Annotated in this window: 18 protein-coding genes; 5 read left to right on the top strand and 13 right to left on the bottom strand. The window is 47.5% G+C overall.

The features are described 5' to 3' along the window. The first annotated feature begins 500 nt into the window (after positions 1–500). Both ACOI06_RS05440 and ACOI06_RS05435 read left to right on the top strand, forming a co-directional pair. Complete coding sequence (locus tag ACOI06_RS05440) at positions 501–2333, top strand: ABC transporter ATP-binding protein (protein WP_420661507.1); 1833 nt, start codon at positions 501–503, stop codon at positions 2331–2333. A 9-nt stretch (positions 2334–2342) separates the two neighbouring features. Further along, the gene (locus ACOI06_RS05435; RefSeq protein ID WP_420661506.1) at positions 2343–2612 is read left to right on the top strand and encodes a PqqD family protein; all 270 of its coding nucleotides are present in this window, start codon (positions 2343–2345) and stop codon (positions 2610–2612) included. Positions 2613–2644: 32 nt separating this feature from the next. Here ACOI06_RS05435 and ACOI06_RS05430 read toward each other — a convergent pair whose 3' ends face one another. The 8 genes from ACOI06_RS05430 to ACOI06_RS05395 form a co-directional block, all read right to left on the bottom strand. Beyond that, positions 2645–3055, bottom strand: coding sequence for a lasso peptide biosynthesis B2 protein (locus ACOI06_RS05430; RefSeq protein WP_420661505.1), 411 nt, complete (start codon positions 3053–3055; stop codon positions 2645–2647). Between the two features lie 131 nt (positions 3056–3186). Beyond that, positions 3187–4836, bottom strand: a complete 1650-nt coding sequence (locus tag ACOI06_RS05425; protein WP_420661504.1) for an intermembrane transport protein PqiB — start codon at positions 4834–4836, stop codon at positions 3187–3189. Between the two features lie 24 nt (positions 4837–4860). Beyond that, on the bottom strand, positions 4861–6030 hold the full coding sequence (locus ACOI06_RS05420; protein WP_420661503.1) for a paraquat-inducible protein A: 1170 nt from the start codon (positions 6028–6030) through the stop codon (positions 4861–4863). A 67-nt stretch (positions 6031–6097) separates the two neighbouring features. Further along, complete coding sequence (locus tag ACOI06_RS05415; protein ID WP_420661501.1) at positions 6098–6379, bottom strand: hypothetical protein; 282 nt, start codon at positions 6377–6379, stop codon at positions 6098–6100. Positions 6380–6463: 84 nt separating this feature from the next. Beyond that, positions 6464–8077: an LTA synthase family protein gene (locus tag ACOI06_RS05410; protein WP_420661500.1), complete on the bottom strand. Its 1614-nt coding sequence runs from the start codon at positions 8075–8077 to the stop codon at positions 6464–6466. After that, positions 8064–8864: an SDR family NAD(P)-dependent oxidoreductase gene (locus ACOI06_RS05405; RefSeq protein ID WP_420661499.1), complete on the bottom strand. Its 801-nt coding sequence runs from the start codon at positions 8862–8864 to the stop codon at positions 8064–8066. Before ACOI06_RS05405 ends, ACOI06_RS05410 begins: the two co-directional genes overlap by 14 nt. Next, positions 8851–10176, bottom strand: a complete 1326-nt coding sequence (locus tag ACOI06_RS05400; protein ID WP_420661649.1) for a glycosyltransferase — start codon at positions 10174–10176, stop codon at positions 8851–8853. The genes ACOI06_RS05405 and ACOI06_RS05400 overlap by 14 nt, the downstream gene beginning before the upstream one ends. Then, complete coding sequence (locus ACOI06_RS05395) at positions 10177–10512, bottom strand: hypothetical protein (protein WP_420661498.1); 336 nt, start codon at positions 10510–10512, stop codon at positions 10177–10179. It abuts the gene before it with no gap. A 197-nt stretch (positions 10513–10709) separates the two neighbouring features. On the opposite strand from ACOI06_RS05395, the gene ACOI06_RS05390 reads away from it, so the two are divergent. Then, a complete protein-coding gene (locus ACOI06_RS05390; RefSeq protein WP_420661497.1) occupies positions 10710–11858 on the top strand; it encodes a GGDEF domain-containing protein in 1149 nt (382 codons plus the stop codon). A gap of 18 nt (positions 11859–11876) precedes the next feature. Here the strand turns inward: ACOI06_RS05390 and ACOI06_RS05385 are convergent, their stop codons facing one another. Continuing rightward, positions 11877–13835 (bottom strand): DUF3857 domain-containing protein, encoded by a 1959-nt coding sequence (locus ACOI06_RS05385; RefSeq protein WP_420661496.1) that lies wholly within the window; start codon positions 13833–13835, stop codon positions 11877–11879. Positions 13836–13992: 157 nt separating this feature from the next. Further along, positions 13993–15564, bottom strand: coding sequence for an inorganic phosphate transporter (locus tag ACOI06_RS05380; RefSeq protein WP_420661495.1), 1572 nt, complete (start codon positions 15562–15564; stop codon positions 13993–13995). A 257-nt stretch (positions 15565–15821) separates the two neighbouring features. Here ACOI06_RS05380 and ACOI06_RS05375 point away from each other — a divergent pair, with 257 nt between their 5' ends. Then, complete coding sequence (locus tag ACOI06_RS05375; protein WP_420661494.1) at positions 15822–16826, top strand: Bug family tripartite tricarboxylate transporter substrate binding protein; 1005 nt, start codon at positions 15822–15824, stop codon at positions 16824–16826. 84 nt (positions 16827–16910) lie between these two features. After that, entirely contained in the window at positions 16911–17210 is a 300-nt protein-coding gene (gene vapB / locus ACOI06_RS05370; protein WP_420661493.1) for a type II toxin-antitoxin system VapB family antitoxin, read from the top strand. Positions 17211–17232: 22 nt separating this feature from the next. Here vapB and ACOI06_RS05365 read toward each other — a convergent pair whose 3' ends face one another. The 3 genes from ACOI06_RS05365 to ACOI06_RS05355 all read right to left on the bottom strand — a co-directional run bounded on the left by ACOI06_RS05365 (position 17233) and on the right by ACOI06_RS05355 (position 21015). Further along, positions 17233–17955: a Fic family protein gene (locus ACOI06_RS05365; RefSeq protein WP_420661492.1), complete on the bottom strand. Its 723-nt coding sequence runs from the start codon at positions 17953–17955 to the stop codon at positions 17233–17235. A 322-nt stretch (positions 17956–18277) separates the two neighbouring features. After that, complete coding sequence (locus ACOI06_RS05360) at positions 18278–18397, bottom strand: hypothetical protein (RefSeq protein WP_420661491.1); 120 nt, start codon at positions 18395–18397, stop codon at positions 18278–18280. A 317-nt stretch (positions 18398–18714) separates the two neighbouring features. Beyond that, the gene (locus ACOI06_RS05355; protein WP_420661490.1) at positions 18715–21015 is read right to left on the bottom strand and encodes an acyl-CoA dehydrogenase; all 2301 of its coding nucleotides are present in this window, start codon (positions 21013–21015) and stop codon (positions 18715–18717) included. Positions 21016–21053: the final 38 nt, after the last annotated feature.

The raw sequence follows: 21053 nt of genomic DNA, 5'->3' as shown, positions 1-21053 counted from the left end.
TGCAAACGCAGCAAACGCCGCATTTTGATCAAATCTTTGCAATTACCATACGATTCTAATGGAAGTTTGAATATCGATTAAGTAATCAAATATAAAACCATTATGTCTAAATTTAATTTAAACATCTATTTTTATAATCATCAGAACACTTCGAAATCATTTAATTAATAAATATATATTTTTACGGGAAAATACTAATCAACAATCAACGAACTCTTCTTGATCTATGTTTTATTGAGCTATACACTTGATGTAACTGGCGTTTTAATCGTCAGTGCGTTAAAAGCAATAAATAATAGGAGCGTCTGATGACAAAATACATTAAACCGGTCTTTGTAAAACTGGGCGATATCCGTCTGATTAGATCAAACAGTACCGGACCCAGTACAGATGGTCGTAAATATTCTGGATTCTTTAAATAAATCGTTGTTGTATAAATCCTGTTTACCACACACTTTACGAGGACTCTTTAGTCCTCGTTTTGTTATTCAGACCAAAAGATGGATCAGCCTGATCAGAAAAAACACACTCATCAAGCAAAACTCGATGATCCTAAAACCGTCGAGCCGCTTGCACAGACGCTGATCGGGTTTTGTCGATATTTACTCAGTGAGCACAAACAAGTCTTTTTTTGGTTGTTCTTACTCGGATTTCTAGTTGCAGCCGCCGATGCCATGGTGGCTGTTTTTATTGGTGAACTGGTCGGCTTAGTCGGTCAAAACAATCGAACAGCCGCCTGGGATACCCAATGGCCTCATTTGCTGGCACTCATCATCGTGATCGGTGTCTTACGCCCCTGTTTAATTTGGGCTGACCTGTACTGGCGTAATACACGCTTGATTCCTGTTGTCACCACCCGAATGCGTTGGCTTAGCCATTGGCATGTGGTCAGACAAAGGTGGTCTTTTTTTCAGACAAACTCACCCGCGCAAATTGCACACTGGGTCATGCAAACTCCAGGTGCGATACGTGAAGTCGCTGAATCCATCATTCGAGCTGTCTGGTATCTCGCCATGTATGGGCTCACCAGTTTGGTTTTATTGGCGAGTGCTGACTGGAAGCTTACGCTCCCACTCCTGATCTGGTTTGTCGGCTATGTCCTGTTACTACGCTGGATCGTTCCAAAAATGCGAACTTTAGCCAACCGCAATGCCCAAGCCTACTCAGAACTCATGGCGCAATTGTCTGACGTGTATGGCAACATGCTGACCGTCAAACTGTTTGGGGTCACACAAAGTACTGACACCAGTATTCAACAGGTCTTACGGGGTCATGAGCGTGCTCAAAAGCACCAAATGGGTGCCATGACGACCTTCATTGCCAGTCTGACTTGGCTCAATACTGGGTTACTCGTTACAACCGCTGCACTGGGCGCTTGGCTGTGGTTACAAGGTCTAATCGAAGCTCAAGCAGTGGCCATGGCCTTACCCCTTGTATGGCAAGCCGCATCCACAGGTGGTTGGGTCGCTTTCGAAGTGGCAGGCATTTATCAAAACCTAGGTGAAGTTCGCGAAGGTATGAAACTCATTGCTGCCCCCAATCCTGAACGACAAACAGACCAAACCCAATCATCGAACGCCCTCAAAGTGACGCAAGGCCACATTTCATTCAATGACGTGCACTTTAGTTATGGCAATCAGCCCGTACTCAACGGATTAAGTCTGGACATCAAGGGTGGAGAGCGTCTGGGAATCGTTGGACGATCTGGTGTGGGAAAAAGCACACTCACTGGACTTTTACTTTGCTTATTCGATCCTGACCAAGGACAAATTTGTATCGACAATCAAGACCTACAAACACTCCACGGTGAATCCATCAGAGCACAAATCGCGGTCGTCAGCCAAGACACTGCTTTATTTGAACGCGCTATCAGAGACAATTTACGTGTCGCACAAAAGCACGCCAATGACGATTTACTTTGGCAGTCTCTGCGTTTGGCTTGTGTCGATGATGTCGTTGCAACCCTGAAAGACGATCAAAACCGAATCGGGTTAGATGCACACACAGGCGAGCGCGGCAGCCTACTTTCAGGTGGTCAGCGCCAACGAGTCGTTTTAGCCAGGGCTTTACTGAAATCATCTAATATCCTGATTCTCGACGAAGCCACCTCAGCACTCGATACAGAAACTGAAAGAATGGTGATGGAGAACCTAGTGGCTCACACTCAAGGTCAAACCGTGATTAGCATTGCTCACCGCTTGTCAGCCCTACAAACCATGGACCGAATTGCAGTCATCGAAGACGGTCAGGTGACTGAACTAGGCACCCACGCAGAATTACTAAAGAAAAATGGACTGTATGCCAACCTGTGGCATCATCAAAGCAAACACTAGGAGTCTAAAGTGAAAAACAATCCCACCTCCAAACCCACATTAGCATCTGGCGTCACACTCACCGAAGTGTCCGATAAGACCGTGTTGTTCTCCACAAAAACGGGCGACTCATTTGGACTGAATGAAACCGCGGCGCACATGCTCAAGCTGTGCTTGTCAGACGGTGTAGAAGAAGCGGTCAACCTACTCTCAAAACAGTTTGACGCACCTGCCGAAGAGATTGCACAAGACTTGCAAGAACTGTTGGAGGGTTTACGACAAGCCGGTCTGATTGAATAAAGACTCGCTTGTCTTTATTAAGTGGCTGAAATTTAAGGTGCGGAAACGGTATTTTCAGGTTGAGTGTCGGTTGCGTTCCAAGCTGGATAACTGGCCACAACCGTAAAGTCTTCTAAGCCTGGCGTGTGTACAAACACTGTGTCCTCACAGACGACCCAAGCATGGCCCGACAGAGGCGTCAAACGCATGCCAATCTTAAGTTCGGCAGGATGGCCATGACGATTGAGGCTGTACCAAACAGCGAGACTTTGTTCTAGGCATTCAATTTTCATGGGCACGTAACCCAATCCAGAAAGCGCATGCTGCGCCACCACCGCGGCGGGCAGCTTTTTAGCAGAACGACGTGGAACCAATTGTCCGCATCGTTTAAAGAAACGAACGCTACGATCCGGACCCATCCAACGCGTTGAAAGCCTCGAGAGCGAAAGCAGAAACATACCCATACGAAAGTCTCACGAAATCCTTGTTCCTTCTAATGGATTCTACCCAAGTAGACCAAACAGGCTAAAGAGGGTTTTCCCTTTGAGAGCGCCCCCTTAACATCTTCATGAACGCGTCAACGTGACTGTGTGGATTATTGCCCCTCAGCGCCTAGATGCTGACGTGAATACGACGTTTCTGGCACACCAAAAATGACTGAATTGGGCGCAGCGCGTAATTCATCGATCAAAGCTCGAGTTGCGCGGATCGTCCCGTTCAATGAATCCAGGGTTGTGCCCACTTGCCCAGGCAGTGCACCACTAGAATTCAAGATCGTTTCTAGGGACTTGAGCGTTTGATTTAATTTCTTCAGTGTTTCACCAATCTGCGGCGTCACATCACGATCAAGGGTCTGTGCAAGCGTTTCAAACGATTTTAAAGTCTGCGTTAATTGCTCACCCATGGTGTCGAGCGGCAAATCGCTGATTCGATTCACAATCTCGCTGAGTTTTTTCTGAATATCATCCAGTGTTTCAGAGCGTAAAGTTGGAATTTCAAACGGTAAGTCTGCAGCGGCTCGCAGTTTGGACGCTTCCTCAGGGAAGATACCCAAAGAAATCTGGCTGGAACCGGACAACAAGTTGTTTGTTTTGATTTGAGCTCGGAGTCCCTTATCCACAAACACCTGAAGATTTTTAAGCGCCTGTGGGATTGATCGATCTGCGCCAATAAAACTTGCAAAACTCTCGCCCAAAGAACTTGGATAGAGCGTTGCTTTCACCACGGTAAACAGTTTGAAACTGTCGGGATCAAACTGCAGTTCAATCTGGTCAACATGCCCGACCGAAAGCCCCTGAAACACAACAGGCGCACCTGCCTCTAGACCACGCCCAGATTGATCAAAACGCATCACAACAGAAATGGATCGACCTGTCGGCACGCGTTCTGCTTGCGTACGATCCGCATAGAGCTTAAATTGCGCATCCTGATTCAACGGTATCGCAGACCCAAAGTTTGCAAAGGCCAGCCCACCTGAAACGAGTGAAGCCAACGACTCCGTGTCGAATTGAACACCATCTGCGCCCACACTGAGACGAATCCCACTGGCATTCCAAAACCTTGTATTGCCATGCACATATTGATCGTAAGGTGCATCGATAAATATATCGATATCGACATAATGACCATTTTGATCGAGTTCAAACCCACTCACCAAGCCCACTGGAATTCGTAAGAAATAGATTGGTGCACCGGTCACTAAAGAACCGAGTGAGTCCGATCGCAATCGAAACGCTTTACCTGGCCGATCACTTTTAATCGGCGGAGGTGACTCCAAACCCACAAAATCATAATGATTCGGCGACACCGAAAAAGAACGATCGGTATCGGCTTCGATATAAGAGCCAGACAACAAAGTCGTCAATCCAGACACCCCATCTAGACCAATGGTTGGACGCACCACCCAAAACGAAGTCGTTTCATTGGCCAAGCCCTGCGCATCTTTATCAAGGCGAGCGTCCACAATCACAACATCGCGTGCGTCACTGAGCCGGATGTTTTCAACTAAGCCCACAACCACATCCCGAAATCGGATCTGTGTCTTGCCTTCTTCAAGGCCCGAGGCCGATTGAAACGAAATCGTAATCATTGGGCCCCGATTGCTGATCTCATGCCAAACAATGGACAAACCAATCAAAGCCGCCAGAACCGGAATCAGCCAGATCAGTGCCTGAGAACGTCGTTTTTTTTGACGAACCACAGGAACTGGTAGAGCGTGTTTATGGACTGATTCTTCAGAACTCATACATTCTTCTCTTTGACTCAAAACTCACGAAATCGATCGTGAATAAGGCTTATAACCTGCTCGACGCCAAGCGAGGCGTGGATCAAACCCCATCGCCGCAATCATTGTTAAGACCACGACCCCCCCAAAAGCAGCTGCACCAACGGCCGGCTTAATGCTAAGTAGATTTCCGAAACGAGCCAACGCGCTCAAAAGAATCACCACAAACACATCCAGCATAGACCACTGACCAATGATTTCGACTGCATTGTAGAGACGGGTACGCAATCGCAGATGATCTACATAAGCACGTTGTGTACCGATCAATAACAAAATTAACGCCACGAGTTTAGTCATGGGTACCAGAAAACTCGCCACAAACACCACAAGCGCAACCCCAAAAGAACCCATATTCCAGAGTTCAATCACGCCACCCATAATGGTGTGTTGAGTCAGTGAGCCTACCGAATCTATCACCATGATGGGTAAGAAATTGGCTGGAATGTACAAAATCAAAGCAGCGATCACCAAAGCCCAGGTTCGCTGCAACATTCGTGTTGTGGGAGGTGCTAAAACGACACGATTGTGCATCAAACCCAGATCACCCGCCATACGCTTGAGTCTTGTTGCATTGAGTCGATTAAACGCAGTCATCAAAACCGCCAAAACAGCAGTTGCGCCCAAACCAATTCCTAGTTCAACACCTGCCAAAGCCAGTAGCTTGACGATCGTCACCAACACGCCAATCAGAAAAACTGGAATCATGCTCCAAGGTTTAATCCAGTCAATCATCGCAATCACATGTTTAAACCCGAGCGGCAAATGTCCCATCGACAATGGAACAAAAACCCAGAGCAATAAACACAAATGCAATAACGGGATGAGAAACCCTACAAGACCGGTGAGCACCATCACTTCCGGAAAACCCGCTTCCCAGGCCATCCAAGCAGCCTGCAAAAATGTTGTGCTGTTGTGACTACCACCAAATGAAAGCGTTAACACTGGAAATGTATTGGCCAACACAAAGGCAACAAACGCCGTCAAAATCAAAGCAAGCCAAGCACTGGGTCCAAACGCGCCAAATGACTCAAGAACTGTTTCACAACGTACGCAACGTGCTTGCTGTCCTGGCGATAGTTTCAGGCGCTCATAGACTGCGTCGCAGCGTGTGCAACGCAGTCGCTCACTCAGCAAGTTGTCACTGTGGGAAATCATTTCGTCACAGTATCACGATCATCAAAATCACGCCTGTATTGTTGGGTTCAGAACAAAAACTTTCACGTTATCGTCTGCGGCGATTCATCCAAAGCGCGACCAATACGGTGACAACCACAGGTCCCAACAAATCAAATTGCGCATCAAGTGACCAATTCCAGATATCAAACGCTTCATATCCGTGTAGCAAGTGTGGTCGTGAAATTTCAAATTCACGCTGCGAATGCTCTCGCCCTAGAAAAAACCCAATCGCAGCGGCCGCACCGATCCAGTAATTGCGAGTCGGCAAACCGATCGCCAGCTGGATTAGCAGCGCATATACGATATGTTCCAAGTGCGTTACATCCATCACTGATTCCAAAGCTCACATCTGTGATCTTCTTAAACTCACTTTAAATCGAAGTTTTAAGGCGACCCTTTAAACCCATCTCCCCTAGCCTACACCCACCATCTTCAACCACTGCGCTGCGAGCGTATGCACAGACAAATTACGTTGTTCAGTGTTTGAGGATTGATTCGCACTCGACCAGACGAAATAATCCACCTCTCCATTGGGTGCACCAAAGACATCGTACACCCGAGGCAAAATCGGTACATGATCACCAAACCAGCAAAGACTCGATGGGATCGACATATCTGCCAAAAAGCCTGTCAACTTATTCATCATTCTGTCTGCATTACGCAAGTGCCGCAGATAGATGGTCAGATCATCACAGCCTTCTGGCAGTACGCTTTGATAAAAGTGCTCAAGCTCTTCAGGTTGCGCACGTTCTAAATGCAACGGCCCATGGTTTTCCATCGTAATCGCATGGATAAATGTCGGTTGATCTGCCTGGCTCAGAATCTCGGTAATTTTTTGTCCAACTGCCAAATCGCCCACGTACGGACCAAATCGATCATCAGATGAAAAAGCACGAATATCGATAAACTCGTCAAATCCCAATACCGGAAACACTCGGTTGCACTGGTAAAAACCAGCTGGATATGGATGAATACAGATCGTCCGATATCCTTGATCTCGTAGATAAGTCGCCACAGAAGGCATCTGCAAACCAGACAGTATGGCCCGATACGGATTAAAACGGTGAACCCCCAGCGCAGATTCATCGAGTCCAGACAAAAACGCGAATTCGGTCCTTACTGTATTGGCGCCCCAAGCAGGGACTGTTAATTGCCCCTGTAAGACAGACTGACCTCGTACGGCATCAAATGTCTTGAGGACCTCGGGTCGAATACCCGACCAGAGTCTGCGCGTATCAAAGAATGATTCACTCTGAACGGATACCAGATTCGGCAACAAAAAACTAGCTGGTAAGCGTCTATCCGACTGACCTAGCCAAACTGTCGGATCTGGCTGTCCTGATTTTCCCCCGATCAATTGGTCTGACGTATCGCTAGGCTCAGCCTCAAAGGGTGAAATCACCTCAGGCAACGATCGGTAATGCATGGCATAGCGCCACAAATAAGCCAAAAAACCGAGTTTTTGTAAATCAGCTTCAGGGATAAATTCCACCTGCGGTGCCAACCGATGACCTAACCACAGTAAAAGTAATCCAGACAAAGCCAGACATACAAGACCACCTGCCTGCCCTGCCCACACAAAACGCGATTCCGGCACATGCTCACCGACGAGCCCAATTGAGATCGCCACAACAAAACCCACCACAGCCGCTAGAAACTTCCCCCACCCCATAAATGGAATGTAGAGCCGTGGGTGACGAATCGCATCCGTAAAATACTCATAATCCTGAAAAACAAACGGTTCGCGCAAAGCTTTGTATTTCGCGTTATTCACCACCACCAGTAACAGCAAAAACGCACTGACGATCACCATTGAAAACACAGGACGACCCAGCACCAAGACGAAAGCGACATCTAGCAACAGCCATAAACCTGCATGAATCGCCCATGTTGAAACTGGACGTTTCCAAGTCAGTTGTGGTTGTAAAAAACGCTCAATGACAACAGAAAGCACCAGCCCAATGGCAGCACACAACAGAACCCACCAAAACGCAAACTCGAGGCCCAATCCGTTAGCATCGGACATAACCTAATTTCCGAACGAGATACATCGACACACTCGCTGGTAAGACACTCAAACACCAAGTCCCGACATTGAGTGGAAACGGAAAACTAATCCGCGCTTGATTCTTTGCTAAACCACGCTGAATCTTTTGGGCGGCACGTTGGGGGGACCAGAGAAACAGTTTAGGGCCTGGCATGGCGTCACACATCGGTGAAGCCACATAACCAGGCATCACCACATTGACCCAAATTCCATTCACGATCTCTGCACCTCGAAGCGCTTCTCCATACGCTTTAATCGCCGCCTTACTGGCGCAATAAGCGGGTGTGACTGGCAAACCAAAGTAAGCTGCCAAGGAGCTCATGACGGCAATCTGCCCGCGACTACGTACACGCATCGCAGGTAAAACACTTTGTATTGTGAGCATCGAGGCTTTGATATTCACGTCCAGCAACGCTTCCACATCGACCCACGGCTCAGACTCACCAACGGCAATCGCATGCGTATTGAGACCTGCGTTGACAATCACCAAGTCCATAGCAGGCAAAGAACCGAGCCAATCCCGCCATGCATCAAACTCTCGTAAATCCTGGATCTGCAAAACGGTTTGAGCTCCTTGAGCCTGACAAACCTTGGCCACTTGCTCGAGCACCTGCCCATTGCGCCCATGTAGATACAACACAGTGTCAGAGCGGGCATAAGCCTGTGCCAAGGCTGCACCAATCGCACTCGTCGCGCCAGTGATCAGGATACGCACAGGTTCAGCCGATACCTCTGATCCCCCAACCGCTTTTTCAGCGGCGTGCATGCTGCAACCTTTCTTGCCAGGATCCATACAAAACCATGCCAAACCCTACGCACACTGTCACGTTTAACGGAATCAAAACATAATTGGCTTCAAGATACGCCACCCACAGTGCCAGACAGGAATACAAAAATGTCAAAACCTCACCGATCACCAGCACTCGGTGAATACGAGGCAGGTCTGATCGCTCAACCTGCTCCCCTTTAGGCGTTGGATGAAAACCACCATGCACCCCAAACATTGCCCGCACGCCTCCTGCAAAATAGTACCAAGCCATCGGTAAAAACATGGCCACATACAAGTAGGTGTACCACAAACTCAAAAACAGTCCGGGCTCTTTTTGATGATCCTCGTCACCGGAAACGACTGAACCAGACGTCTCTGAATCAAAGACAGCCGAATCAGAGACAATCAAATCAGAATCGCTCTCAGATGTCTTTTGTGAACCGTAACGTGCGCCAAACGCATTATTCAACGCCCAAATCGTCACCAAGACAAAAAAGATGGGGGCACCCCAACGAAACACAGGCCCCTCAAAATCAACTAAATAGTTCAGTGGCAAACTTAACAACACAAGAATAAAAATCGCAGCCAACAACAATGAAGAAAACATCATGGCAATCGCGTGTAAACGTTTTTTGAACGACATCGGTTGACGCCACATCTCTCCACTATGCTTAAACGCACTGTGAATCAAACCACGCTCCCAGCGCTCACGTTGCATACGAAATGCACTCACCGTGTCAGGCAATCTCGACATCGACACCACATCCGGTAAATATGCATAGCGCCACTCACCCAATTGTGCCCGGTAACCCAAGTCCACGTCTTCCGTTACTGTTGATGAATTCCAACCTCCCAGAGACTCCACACAAGTTCGACGCCAGACACAGGAGCTGCCACTTAACGACACCATGGCCCCTTCTTTATACAGGCCTTCTGTCACAAACTGTTGATGGCCCATTTCCATCGCTTGGAAACGAGTTAAGAAAGAATAGTTTCTGTTTTCGAAACCAATCCCTGTTTGCAGAAAACCTAAACTCGGATCTTGGAAACTCGGCAATGTTCGAAGTAAGAAATCCGCTGGTGGTACAAAGTCCGCATCAAAAATGACAAAGAACTCACCTTGAGCCTGACGCATACCATACGCCAGATTACCCGCTTTGTAGCCCCTTTGACTTACTCGACGGACCTGGCGAATCGGAACTCCCAGCCCCGCATAGTGAGCAACACGTTCCTGCGCCATTCGGATGCAATCTGGATCACGCGAGTCATCTAACACCAGAATCTCTAAAAACTGTCGGGGGTAATCTATCTAACTCACCGCATCAATTAACCGCCCAACCACAGCAGCCTCATCACGCACCGGTAAAAACACCGTTACCGTGGGGAAAGCATCCAGCTCATCCAAAGTCCCAGAAGCTTCACGAGCAAAGTTTTCATCTGACCAAACACTCTGTGTTTGAGCAGAACTCTGTGTTTGACCATTTGCTCCTGACTGCTGATGCACACGCCGCGAAATCAGCAAGACCCGGAACTCGAGCGCCATGTGCAAGGCGAAGTAAACCACCACGAGCAAAAAGATCGCTTGAGCCGCATAAGAAAACAAAGCAAGCATGATGCCCTGTGTGTCAACATAGACCTGAGCCATATGATTTTGAGATAACGTATATATCAGAGCGCTCAGGAGATCAAAAATGCCAAAGCCAATCACTTTTGTTGATTCATTCCAAAATAAACACCATACGTGTAATACGCATAACAGCGCACTAGGGTTTAATATGAAATCTATTGCCCTAATTGTTTCGTAGGGTTTGCAAACGGCAGTACACACCGTGGAGCCGCCTTATGCTGATTCTTGATACGCAAACCCTGATCATTGTTGTCTCTTTCATCTATTTTCTGGTTGGCGCAATGACCTTCTTTGCCGCCGTCAATAGCCAACACGGCGAAGTGCTCAGACTCGCGGCATTTTCAGCAATCTTGGGGGGTTGCGCCTTTCTACTCGGACTAAAAACCACAAACGGACGTTACTGGGGCGAGCTGGCGGTTTGGTTTTCTAATCCGATGCTCATCGTCAGTACAGCACTATTGCTATCGAGTGTTCGTGTCTACACGGGCAAGAGACCCCGTTGGAATTGGGTTCTAATCGCGCCGATCGTCTGGATCGGATTGTGCTTCTGGGAACCGTTTATCAGTGACGTTAACCTTCGCGTGATTTTATTTTCTGCGATTATTGCGATCTATTCGTTTGCCATGATCAACACATTGTTGAAATATCAGATCAAAGATATCTGGAAAATGGCACCGATGTATTTCGTCCTGTCCGTGCACGGCCTTTTTTATCTCTTACGGATACTCCTGCAAGATACAACCTACAACTTTTCGACACCGCTTAGCCTTTCGGTCACGGCCATGGAAGAGGCTTTTTTCATCGTCGTTTTTAACTACAGCTTGCTACTCATGGTTCACAAGCGAACTGAAAAAGCGTTCCAACAAGCCGCCTTACAGGATGAGCTCACACGTATTCCCAATCGGCGTGCTTTTTTTGAAGATGCCAAAAAACTTCTGCAATCAAGTAACCATGCGGGCAACCCCGTGGCCGCACTCATGTGTGATTTAGATCACTTCAAATTGATCAACGATGAGTTTGGGCACGAACATGGCAACCAAGTTTTGATTCTTTTCGCCAATACGCTCAAGGCAGCGGTTCCAAACCATGGTATTTACGCTCGAATTGGGGGTGAAGAATTTGCATTATTGATCGAACAAACTTCTGCCAGCTTCCCTCTAGAAGTTGCCCAATCGATTTGCCAACGTTTCCATGCACTGTCTCATACCAATCTAGGAAAGCTGAGTGTCAGTATTGGTGTCGCTTTCTCAACCGATGTAGGTTATGACATTGATTCGTTGCTTTCAAAAGCTGATGATGCGCTTTATCACGCCAAAAGAAATGGCAGAAACCATGTACAAACTTGGCCCCTGCCAGATAGATAAAACTGTTTCTGAGAGTTATTATGCGGGTGCGTAAAAAATTTGCCCTCGCAAATCCCGCAAAATGTGCTGACGCAAACGCCACCCATGCTCACTCACTTCAGGTTGACATTGAGATTCTTCAGGGTCTAATTCCAATTTTCGATACGCAATCACTTGATTGCCTTGCTGCTCGTAATGCGATTCAAAACGCATGGTCGCTTCCTGCATTCGCACATCATCAGGCAATTTCGTAATCACAACATTCTTCGGAAATTCGATCCGATAATGCTCTTCTGTATGTTGTGGTTGGCAAACATACGGATACTGACGGGTTGGAAGCGGCACTTGCATCAAAATATTGATCAGATGTGCTGGGGACAACCCTCCTGGCAGAGTCAGTGCACCAGGCCCTGGGAAATTGCTCTCAGGATCCAGCGCATAGTCCATCCGATACCGGATTATTTCTGCACGTTCCCAAACACCATCGAAAGACAGCGATGCTTGGCCCGAATGCAAATATCGAGACAATAAAGACTGAGCCTGCTCAGTGGCATGCTCAGGCCCATAACTTGCCAAATAACTGCGAATGGCTAAAGAAGAGGGTCCTTGCATGTCTGTTTCCACAATCCCTTGCATCACGCCGGTCGGCGAAATCGACATCTCCATCATCGTGTGCAACACATTGGTCTGTGTAGTGGCTTTGGGTGTGCGTCCCAGCAGGCCTAAAGAGGTCAGGACAACCGGCTTATCAACTGTGCGGTCTGACAACACGCCAAATGGTAATAAACCGCTGGTTGTGTCTAAAAACAGATCCCATTTTGGTAAATAGGTCATCACATGATTGAGCCTAGCCAGTATTCCAATTTCCGGTAAAGTGTAGGAATCCCCTTGATTGACCAAGGCAGCCAGCGCATCCACGCCAATCGCTTTTAACAAGGCCACAAACAAGGCGTTATGGTCTTTGCAATCCCCATACCCATTTTTCAAGACTTCACCGGCAGAGTGCGGCACCACCGCCGCATTGGACAGATAGACACCCACATAACGAATTTGGCTGGTGACCCAATGATAAATGGCTTGAACCTGCTCGAGTGGGTCTTCAATACCTTGGGTCAGATCTTTTGCTAAAGCGGCAATTTCAGGCGTCACGACTTCTTGCGCTTGTGCATGTTGTGCATATAACTGCCCAAGCGCTTGAACGCTCGCTACGGTTGATACCTGAAAGCCGGTAAATAAATCATGCCAATCAATGGAATCGTCTTCAAGCTTAGCGACTTCTAGCTGCTCAAAATGATATTGGTGGATTTGTTGACGCCCATCCGCAGACAAGTGGGTTGTCCCCGTCATTCTCGGTGCATGAATAAACACGGGTTTTGTGACATCATGGATCACTTCAAAATCAACCGATTCAAAAGGGATGCGAGGATCTAGGACTTCTTCGTGAATGACATGATCTGGATAAAGTGGTTGTTGTGTCGTCACTCTGGTATGTAAGAACACTTTCGAGCCCACGTTTACGTTTGAAAAAATCACCATCCGTGCTTTTTCATCGCTATAAACACTGTCTTGTCCGTTGTGTTCATCCACATCATGGATGGCATGTGCACCCACAAGAAATTTCTCACCCGATGGGTTTTCGGTCCAAGCTTCAACCACGTCGAGCGTTTCCCTCGACTGATTGTAGTGATCACCAAATTGCGATAACTGCAGCGCACCACTAGCGGTATTCGCGGTGATTAATCGCTGACGATCGATGACACTGGTTCCATCCGAATTAACCGTCAACTGAAAAACAAAACGATTCACCGTCATGGGTGCTTGCTGCACAACCACACCGCTTATAGGCACTTTCGAAGAATTGGATAAGTCAGATAATGATGTAGCTGCGGATGCGAAAGCCACAGACGCATTTTGTGAAAAGACAAGCGCAAGCCCAGCCAGTGCGTAGCTTATCCGTTGACGAATGCGTCGTAAACCCGACGGCCTGAATCGGCACATGATGATAAAACCTCTTAGTTGAAGATTGTTCGTCACTAGATACGTAGTGACCGAAAACGCAAGATACACGCTTTCATCAAATCGCATTCAACCAACAAGATTTCAGTTACATGAGTTCAGACCATCTCCTACAAGATAAGCCAGGTATACCAGTCGATTAAGACTGGACTACCCAGACAATACCCAGATAAATCACAGCCGCCATCGCACCCGCCGCAGGCACGGTAATAATCCAGGCAGCAATAATTTTGTACACGACCGAACGCTGCACCAATTCTTTGCGGTACATGCGTTTGACTCGTTTGATTTCTTTTTTCTTCAGTTTAACGCTGGCCGATTTAGCTTTGAGCTGATCAAGCATGGTCTGCTTTTCTTCAACAGAGGCTGCCGCAAAAGTCTCTAAATACGCCTGAATCTCTTCTGCTTTTTTACCTTCATGGCGCATCTTGATCTCTTCGATCATACCCGTGTAATTCAGCTTCAGGTATTCACGCAAGAAACCAACACCCAACACCCCTCCAATTGCAATATGGGTCGAGCTAACCGGCAAACCTAGTTGTGACGCCACAATCACGGTCAAAGCAGCCGACATCGCGATACAGAAGGCGCGCATTTGATCAAGGTCAGTAATTTCACCACCCACTGTTTTAATCAACTTGGGCCCCCATAAAGCGAGCCCCAATGCAATGCCTAACGCACCGATCCACATGACCCAGCTAGGAATACTTGCGTGTCCTGAATCAGCCATCCCACTCACCGTATCAGCAATCGCTGCCAAGGGTCCGATAGCATTAGCCACATCATTGGCACCGTGCGCAAAACTCAGCAAAGCAGCCGCAAAAACAAGTGGGTAGTTAAACAAAGAGTTAATTGACTCTTTGGTGTTCTCCATATCAACAGTCTGGCGGGCAATCGCAAACCGCATGGCATACCAAACAATAAATCCCACGATCACGCCGGCAACAAGCGCCAGAGCAAACGTTAAGTCCATGATGTGATGCAAGCCTTTGAGAATCAAATAAGTTGCAAAGGCAAACCCCATCAAGCCAATCAAAATAGGCACCGTTTTACGCGCTGCTTGAACCATATCTTGCTGATAGGTAATGGCTCGTTTAATCCAAAACAAAAACCCAGCTGCAATCAGACCACCTGCCACAGGCGAGACAACCCAACTCACCACAATATTTAGAACGACATCCCAGTTGGCCGCCTCCAGACCACCTGCTGCCAAACCTGCACCCAACACAGCGCCCACAATGGCATGGGTTGTGGAGACCGGCGCACCCACCGCAGTGGCAAAATTCAGCCACAAAGCGCCTGCCAGCAAACTGGCCGTCATCATCCAAATAAAATGATCCGCATCGGGGATCAAACTCTCATCAATAATGTCGCCACGAATGGTTTGCACCACATCGGCACCACCAATCAGAGCACCCGCCACCTCAAAAGTCGCTGCGAGAACCACCGCGCCTGCGAGGCCAATGGCGTTGGACCCCACCGCAGGACCCACATTATTCGCCACATCATTGGCACCGATATTCATGGCCATGTAGCCGCCAATCATGGCTGCAACAACCAGTAAAACACCACGCTCACCCGTCAGACCAATGCCTAACGTGGCATAAATCATGATGCTGACAATAAAAATCAGGCCAATACCCAACCTGAAAAACTCCCAGCGGGCTCTACGGGCACGTTTTGTGCCTTGTGAGAAATTACTTAGCTGCATTCAGTACATCTCGCTTATTAGGGTCAATACGACCTCGGATGGTCGCATTTTACCCATAGAGAACCTCTTGAAGAACAAAAAGTGCTGCGTCGCAGCATTTACACCACGATTAGAACGACCAAACTAACATTTCTTATCGCGATAGACGTCTCGACTTGAAGCATATCTTGCAATTTCCGTTATGCTGACATCTTGCGATGGTTACCCATACAAAAACACCCGTTTCTGTTAATAACGTTCTTGCCCAATGAGTTTTTATGAAACAGACATTTCACGTACGACCCGCCTTTGCGCGTAGTTTCCTAGCACTTGGTCTGGCCTGCACAACACTGATGTTGAGCCCAGCGGCTTTTGCAGCCTGGCCTGATGATCAACCCATCAAAATGATTGTGCCCTTCCCGCCTGGTAGTTCACCCGACATTCTGGCACGTGCAATTAGCGATCCTTTGGGCAAAGCCTTAAACCAAGTCATTGTGATCGACAACAAAGCTGGTGCTGGCGGCAATATCGGTACACGACAAGCCACACAGGCAAAACCCGACGGCTACACTCTGCTGTACACCATTAATGGTCCTTTGGTTACAGCACCAAAGTTGTACAGTAAAACCTTGGGCTACGATCCACTGACTGATCTGGCTCCCATTAGCCTGATTGCCACCAGCCCAAATTTACTCATCACATCCAAAAAATTGGATGCAGATACCATCGGAAAATTTGTGGATACTGCGAAAGCAGCGCCTGGCAAATACAATTACGGTTCAGTCGGTGCCGGTAGTGCCTCCCATCTCGCCATGGAAATGTTCAACCAAGAAACTGGCAGTGAACTCGCACACATCCCCTATTCCGGATTCCCAGATATCGTGAACGCCATCTTAGCTGGCGACATCCAGGCAAGTTTCATGGTTCCTGCCATTGCCATGCCCCACGTCAAAGCCGACAAAGTCAATGCGTTAGCCATCACCAGTCTGAAACCTGTGGATTCTCTACCTGGCGTACCGACGCTTGCAGACAATGGTTATCCAGAATTTGAAGCGATTTCATGGAATGCCATGTTGGCACCTGCCGACACACCCAAAGAGATTGTCGATCGCTTGCACACAGAAGTCGCAAAAATCATGAAGGATCCAGAGATTGCTGGTCAATTTGAATCCGTCTACTTCACACCAGAAGGCACAGGTCCGGACGACTTAAAAGCCTTGATCACGCGTGAACAAGAGACATGGAACCCCATGATTGATAAGCTCGGCATTGCACTGGATTAAGATCTCTACGATCATCTCCAACTAGCGAAGGCAGCCAATGTCCATTTCGGCAGCCTTCGCTAACAAACCTTCTCGATATGTTAGATGAAAACTACTATGCCGATTGGAACCGTTCTTATGATTAACAGCACCCAGGTCGTGTTGCTTCCAACAGAAGCTCGTTTTCCGCAAGGAGTGCGTCAAGTCAAGATACGAGTCAAAGGCAATGAGCGCATTCTCGCGCCTATTGATCAATCTTGGGACGACTTTTTCAAGGATGGTTTCACTGCCAGCAAAGATTTTATGACCGAACGTGCAAGTCAAGATCAATCAGAACGAGACACCCTTAAACGTTCCATTCAAAAAATCAGTAAATTCAGAACCAGAGATAATACAGTGACTTAACTCGATTCACTGGTCTTTGCCGTCATGTTTTAAGAGGATGATCATTCACGTCTAATTCGGGCTGCATCAATAAATATCTAGGTTCATTTAATTGCTCGTGAATAAAATTGATCATGCCTTGTTTTTCCATAGTTTCATAAAAACGCAGCAGTTGATTTCTAAACTCAGTATCCACTTTTGGAGCAAATGTAAACGGTGCATAACCTCTGCTAATCAGCACACCATTCATCATGAGTTGCCCGGTGCGCTTATTACCATCTTCAAAATATTGATTTCTCGCGGTATCTAAAAACAGATCAAAGCTAGCTTCTACGTTTTGGGTAGCTTCAAACTTTTCGACCATCTCTCTAAATAAGCTACTCAGCAGAAATGGTTGTGGCGGCATATAAGCAGTTCCTGATATAACCACCATTTTGTCTCTAAAACCACCCACACTGGGATTTTCGCCTTGAGCAACAATCGCATTGACATCAATGAAGGTCTGTTTATCAACCTTAAATGCATTGTTTTTCACATGCTCAATCACAAAGTCCCAGCCATCTCTGATGTTTTCTACTTGATGAAGATCAGACATTGGCTTGCCCGCAACCGAATAACCTGAAATCACCGTCGCTGTTTCAGCAAATGTTAATGAGTTGCCTTCCGCTTGAGCCATATTAAAAATAAGCTCATCTCTTAATTTAGATGCAATAAAAAGTGCTTGTTTTTGGCCAATGTAACGCATATTTATATAAAAATTACCCATCGATTGAATCGTAGAACTTACACGTCCGTGCTCGGAGTATAAGACTGCTCCCTGCTACAACAGGCGAGGGTTTTCATGATGATAACAAAGTCACCGAGACAGCGTTTTCCAGAATGCTTTCGCTGCCAGCAAAGATTTTATGACCAAACGTGCAGATCAAGCTCAGTCAGGACGGGAAGACTTTTGATACGCACACCGTGAGTTCGACGATATCTGCGATTACTTAGTCTGAACTTTGACATACCACTATAAAAAGCAGGCAAATCAACAAAAATTATCAGTCAACGATCAAGAGCTGAAGCAATTCAAACAATCGGCAGCGTTATGCCTTTGACTGTCCTGCTTCGATATTGTTAATCAGTGTATCCATCTCTGCCATCACATCATCATGCGCAATGGCAGTCCACGGTTCAGCCAAGCTAGCCGCAATCTTTAAACGCAATCATGCTCTGTAGTTGTTTTGTCGTTCGACCGCTTTGAACTCGGAATTTAATGCTGAAGGAGCTGTACGCATAGACATGCTTTATTGAAACTATGGAGTAACTCTAACGCATTTGTCCGTTTGCAACTCGATTCCTATGTGTCAGTTTAAGCCTGAGTTTCGTGATTTTTAGACAACACCATAATTAGGACGTTTAGGGTACCGGAAGTACTAAAGCCAATCACCGTATTTGGGTGCAATCCAAGCGTTTTAATGGGTGTAAAAACACCCGCTCACCGGCGATACAGCGAGCGGGATTTAGCTAATTTTCAGCTAATTTAGTCTGCCATACCCAAGACGGCACGGGCCAGAATTTCACACTGAATCTCTGTACTACCACCGTAAATCGTCGATGGAATCGAGTTAAACAAAATAGCTGGCACGTTCAAAGACGATGTTTGTGTGTCATACGCCATATGCAGAGCACCACTGTCTTGTGCAGCATCCATCAAAGTCTGACAAATCCGCTGATACGTTTCGGTTCCCCAGATTTTCAGTAAGGAAACGCTTGGTGGCATGGGTTCACCACGTTTAATCAGTTCGGCAAACGACTCATAGGCAGCGGCCTGATCATCCACATCCAGTAACAGCTGTGCATAACGATCACGGAAAATCGGGCAATCGAATAAACCGCGTTCTTTAGCCAGTGCATCAAGCTGACTCATGGAGTAACGAACTTGCTTGGGGCTACCCAAGAAGATCCGTTCAAAACCAAGCAGTGCTTTGGCCATGGTCCAGCCTTGATTGATTTCTCCAATGAGATTCTCTTTTGGAACCCGAACATCTTTAAAGAACACTTCACAAAACTCGGTGTCTCCTGTGATGTCTTTAATGGGGCGAACCGTGATTCCCGGGGTCTCCATATCAATCAACAGAAAGCTGATACCTGCTTGTTTTTTTGCAGAATTGTCAGTACGCACCAAGGTAAAGATATGGTTGGACGAATGCGCCATGGTGGTCCAGATCTTTTGGCCATTGACAATAAAGTCGTCGCCATCGGCCACCGCACTGGTTTTGAGGGAAGCTAGGTCGGAACCAGCATTGGGCTCAGAATACCCCTGACACCAACGATGCTCAGCATTGAGCATTTTGGGTAAGAAACGGGCTTGTTGCTCAGGCGTGCCAAACTGAATCAACAAAGGCGCCACCATCACGACACCTTGGTCGATTGTGCGGGCAACGCCGTAATTTTCTTGCTCTTCAACAAACGCCAACAACTTTTCGGGTGTCAATCCCATGCCACCAAATTCTGCTGGCCAACCTGGTGCAATCCAACCCTGGCGTGACAGTGTCATTGTCCAGTCACGAACCTCTTCCCAGGTCAAACGACGCTGAATGTTACGCAACTCGGAAGGATAATTGCGACGGTAGAACGTGCGCAACATATTACGGAAATCTTCATCAGACATGGCATTCCAGTCTTTATCAGCTGGAACTTCCACATCAACTGGTTTGGACTCTACTTGACTTAAGGTCGGTGCCAAGGACAAGTAACGGTGACGATGCGCAGGTGCATTACCCAACCATGTGGCCAACACCATGGCGCGTTTCAAATACAAACCAATGTCGTATTCATCGGTAAAGCCAATCGCACCATGCAACTGAATACATTCTTTTGTGACGGCTAATGCAGTTTCAGCACAACGTGCCTTCACACGACTGGCTGCGCGTGCCAAAGACTCACCTCGTGCCACATCGTCCAAGGCAGCAAATAAACCAGCTTGCGCAATCTCGATCGACACCCAGGCATGCACAGTTCGGTGTTTTAAAGCCTGAAACGACGCGATGGGCTTACCAAACTGTTTGCGGATTTTCATGTAATCGATGGTCATTGCCAATGCACGACGCATCACACCGAGCAATTCGGCACCCGCCATCAAACGACTTGCGTCGTTGGCACGATCCACAATTTTGATCGCTTCGGGTCCACTCACAAGAACCTGCGACTGGTTAATCGCCACTTGTTCAAACCACAGATCGCCCATCATGGAGCCATCGACAGACGGTGTCTCCTGAACACGCACGCCTTTCGAGTTGGCAGGAACCCAGGCCAACAAGGGTTGTGCATTCAAATCTTGCGCCAGCACAATCCAGCCATCCGCATCGCGCACAGGCGTCACGAACCGTTGACGTCCCTGCAACACAAAACCATCACTTTGTGCAGCTGCACTCACAGAAGGTGATTCAGCACTGAGCTGCCCAAGTCGATCCTGCCATGACAAACCAGCCACCAATTGACCGGCCATGGCTTGGTCCAGAAGTTGCGTACGTAACTCACTTGCCGGACAGGCCACCAAGGCTTCAATAATTTGAACTGCACCGACCAAATAGGGTTCTGCAAACAGCTGCTCACCCGCTTCTTGTGCAATCACAGCCATATCAGACAAGCCTCGGCCCAGACCACCATCGTCTTCAGGCACTAGGACGGCAAACCAGCCAGCTTCTGCAATTTCTTCCCAGACTTTACGATCCACTGCCGGCGATTCTGCCTTATTACGACAACGATTCATGTTGTCGTGACGCCCCATTAAGTCTTTCGCGCTGTCTCTAAAGGCAACCTGAAACTCTGTGTCCTGCATACTGAACTCCTGATAATTTTATTTTTTGTTTCAATCGA

This window comes from Orrella sp. 11846 (assembly GCF_048820935.1).
Taxonomy (GTDB): Bacteria; Pseudomonadota; Gammaproteobacteria; order Burkholderiales; family Burkholderiaceae_B; genus Algicoccus.
Note: the sequence above shows the minus strand (reverse complement) of the source record. Positions and strands in the feature narration are given on the sequence as shown.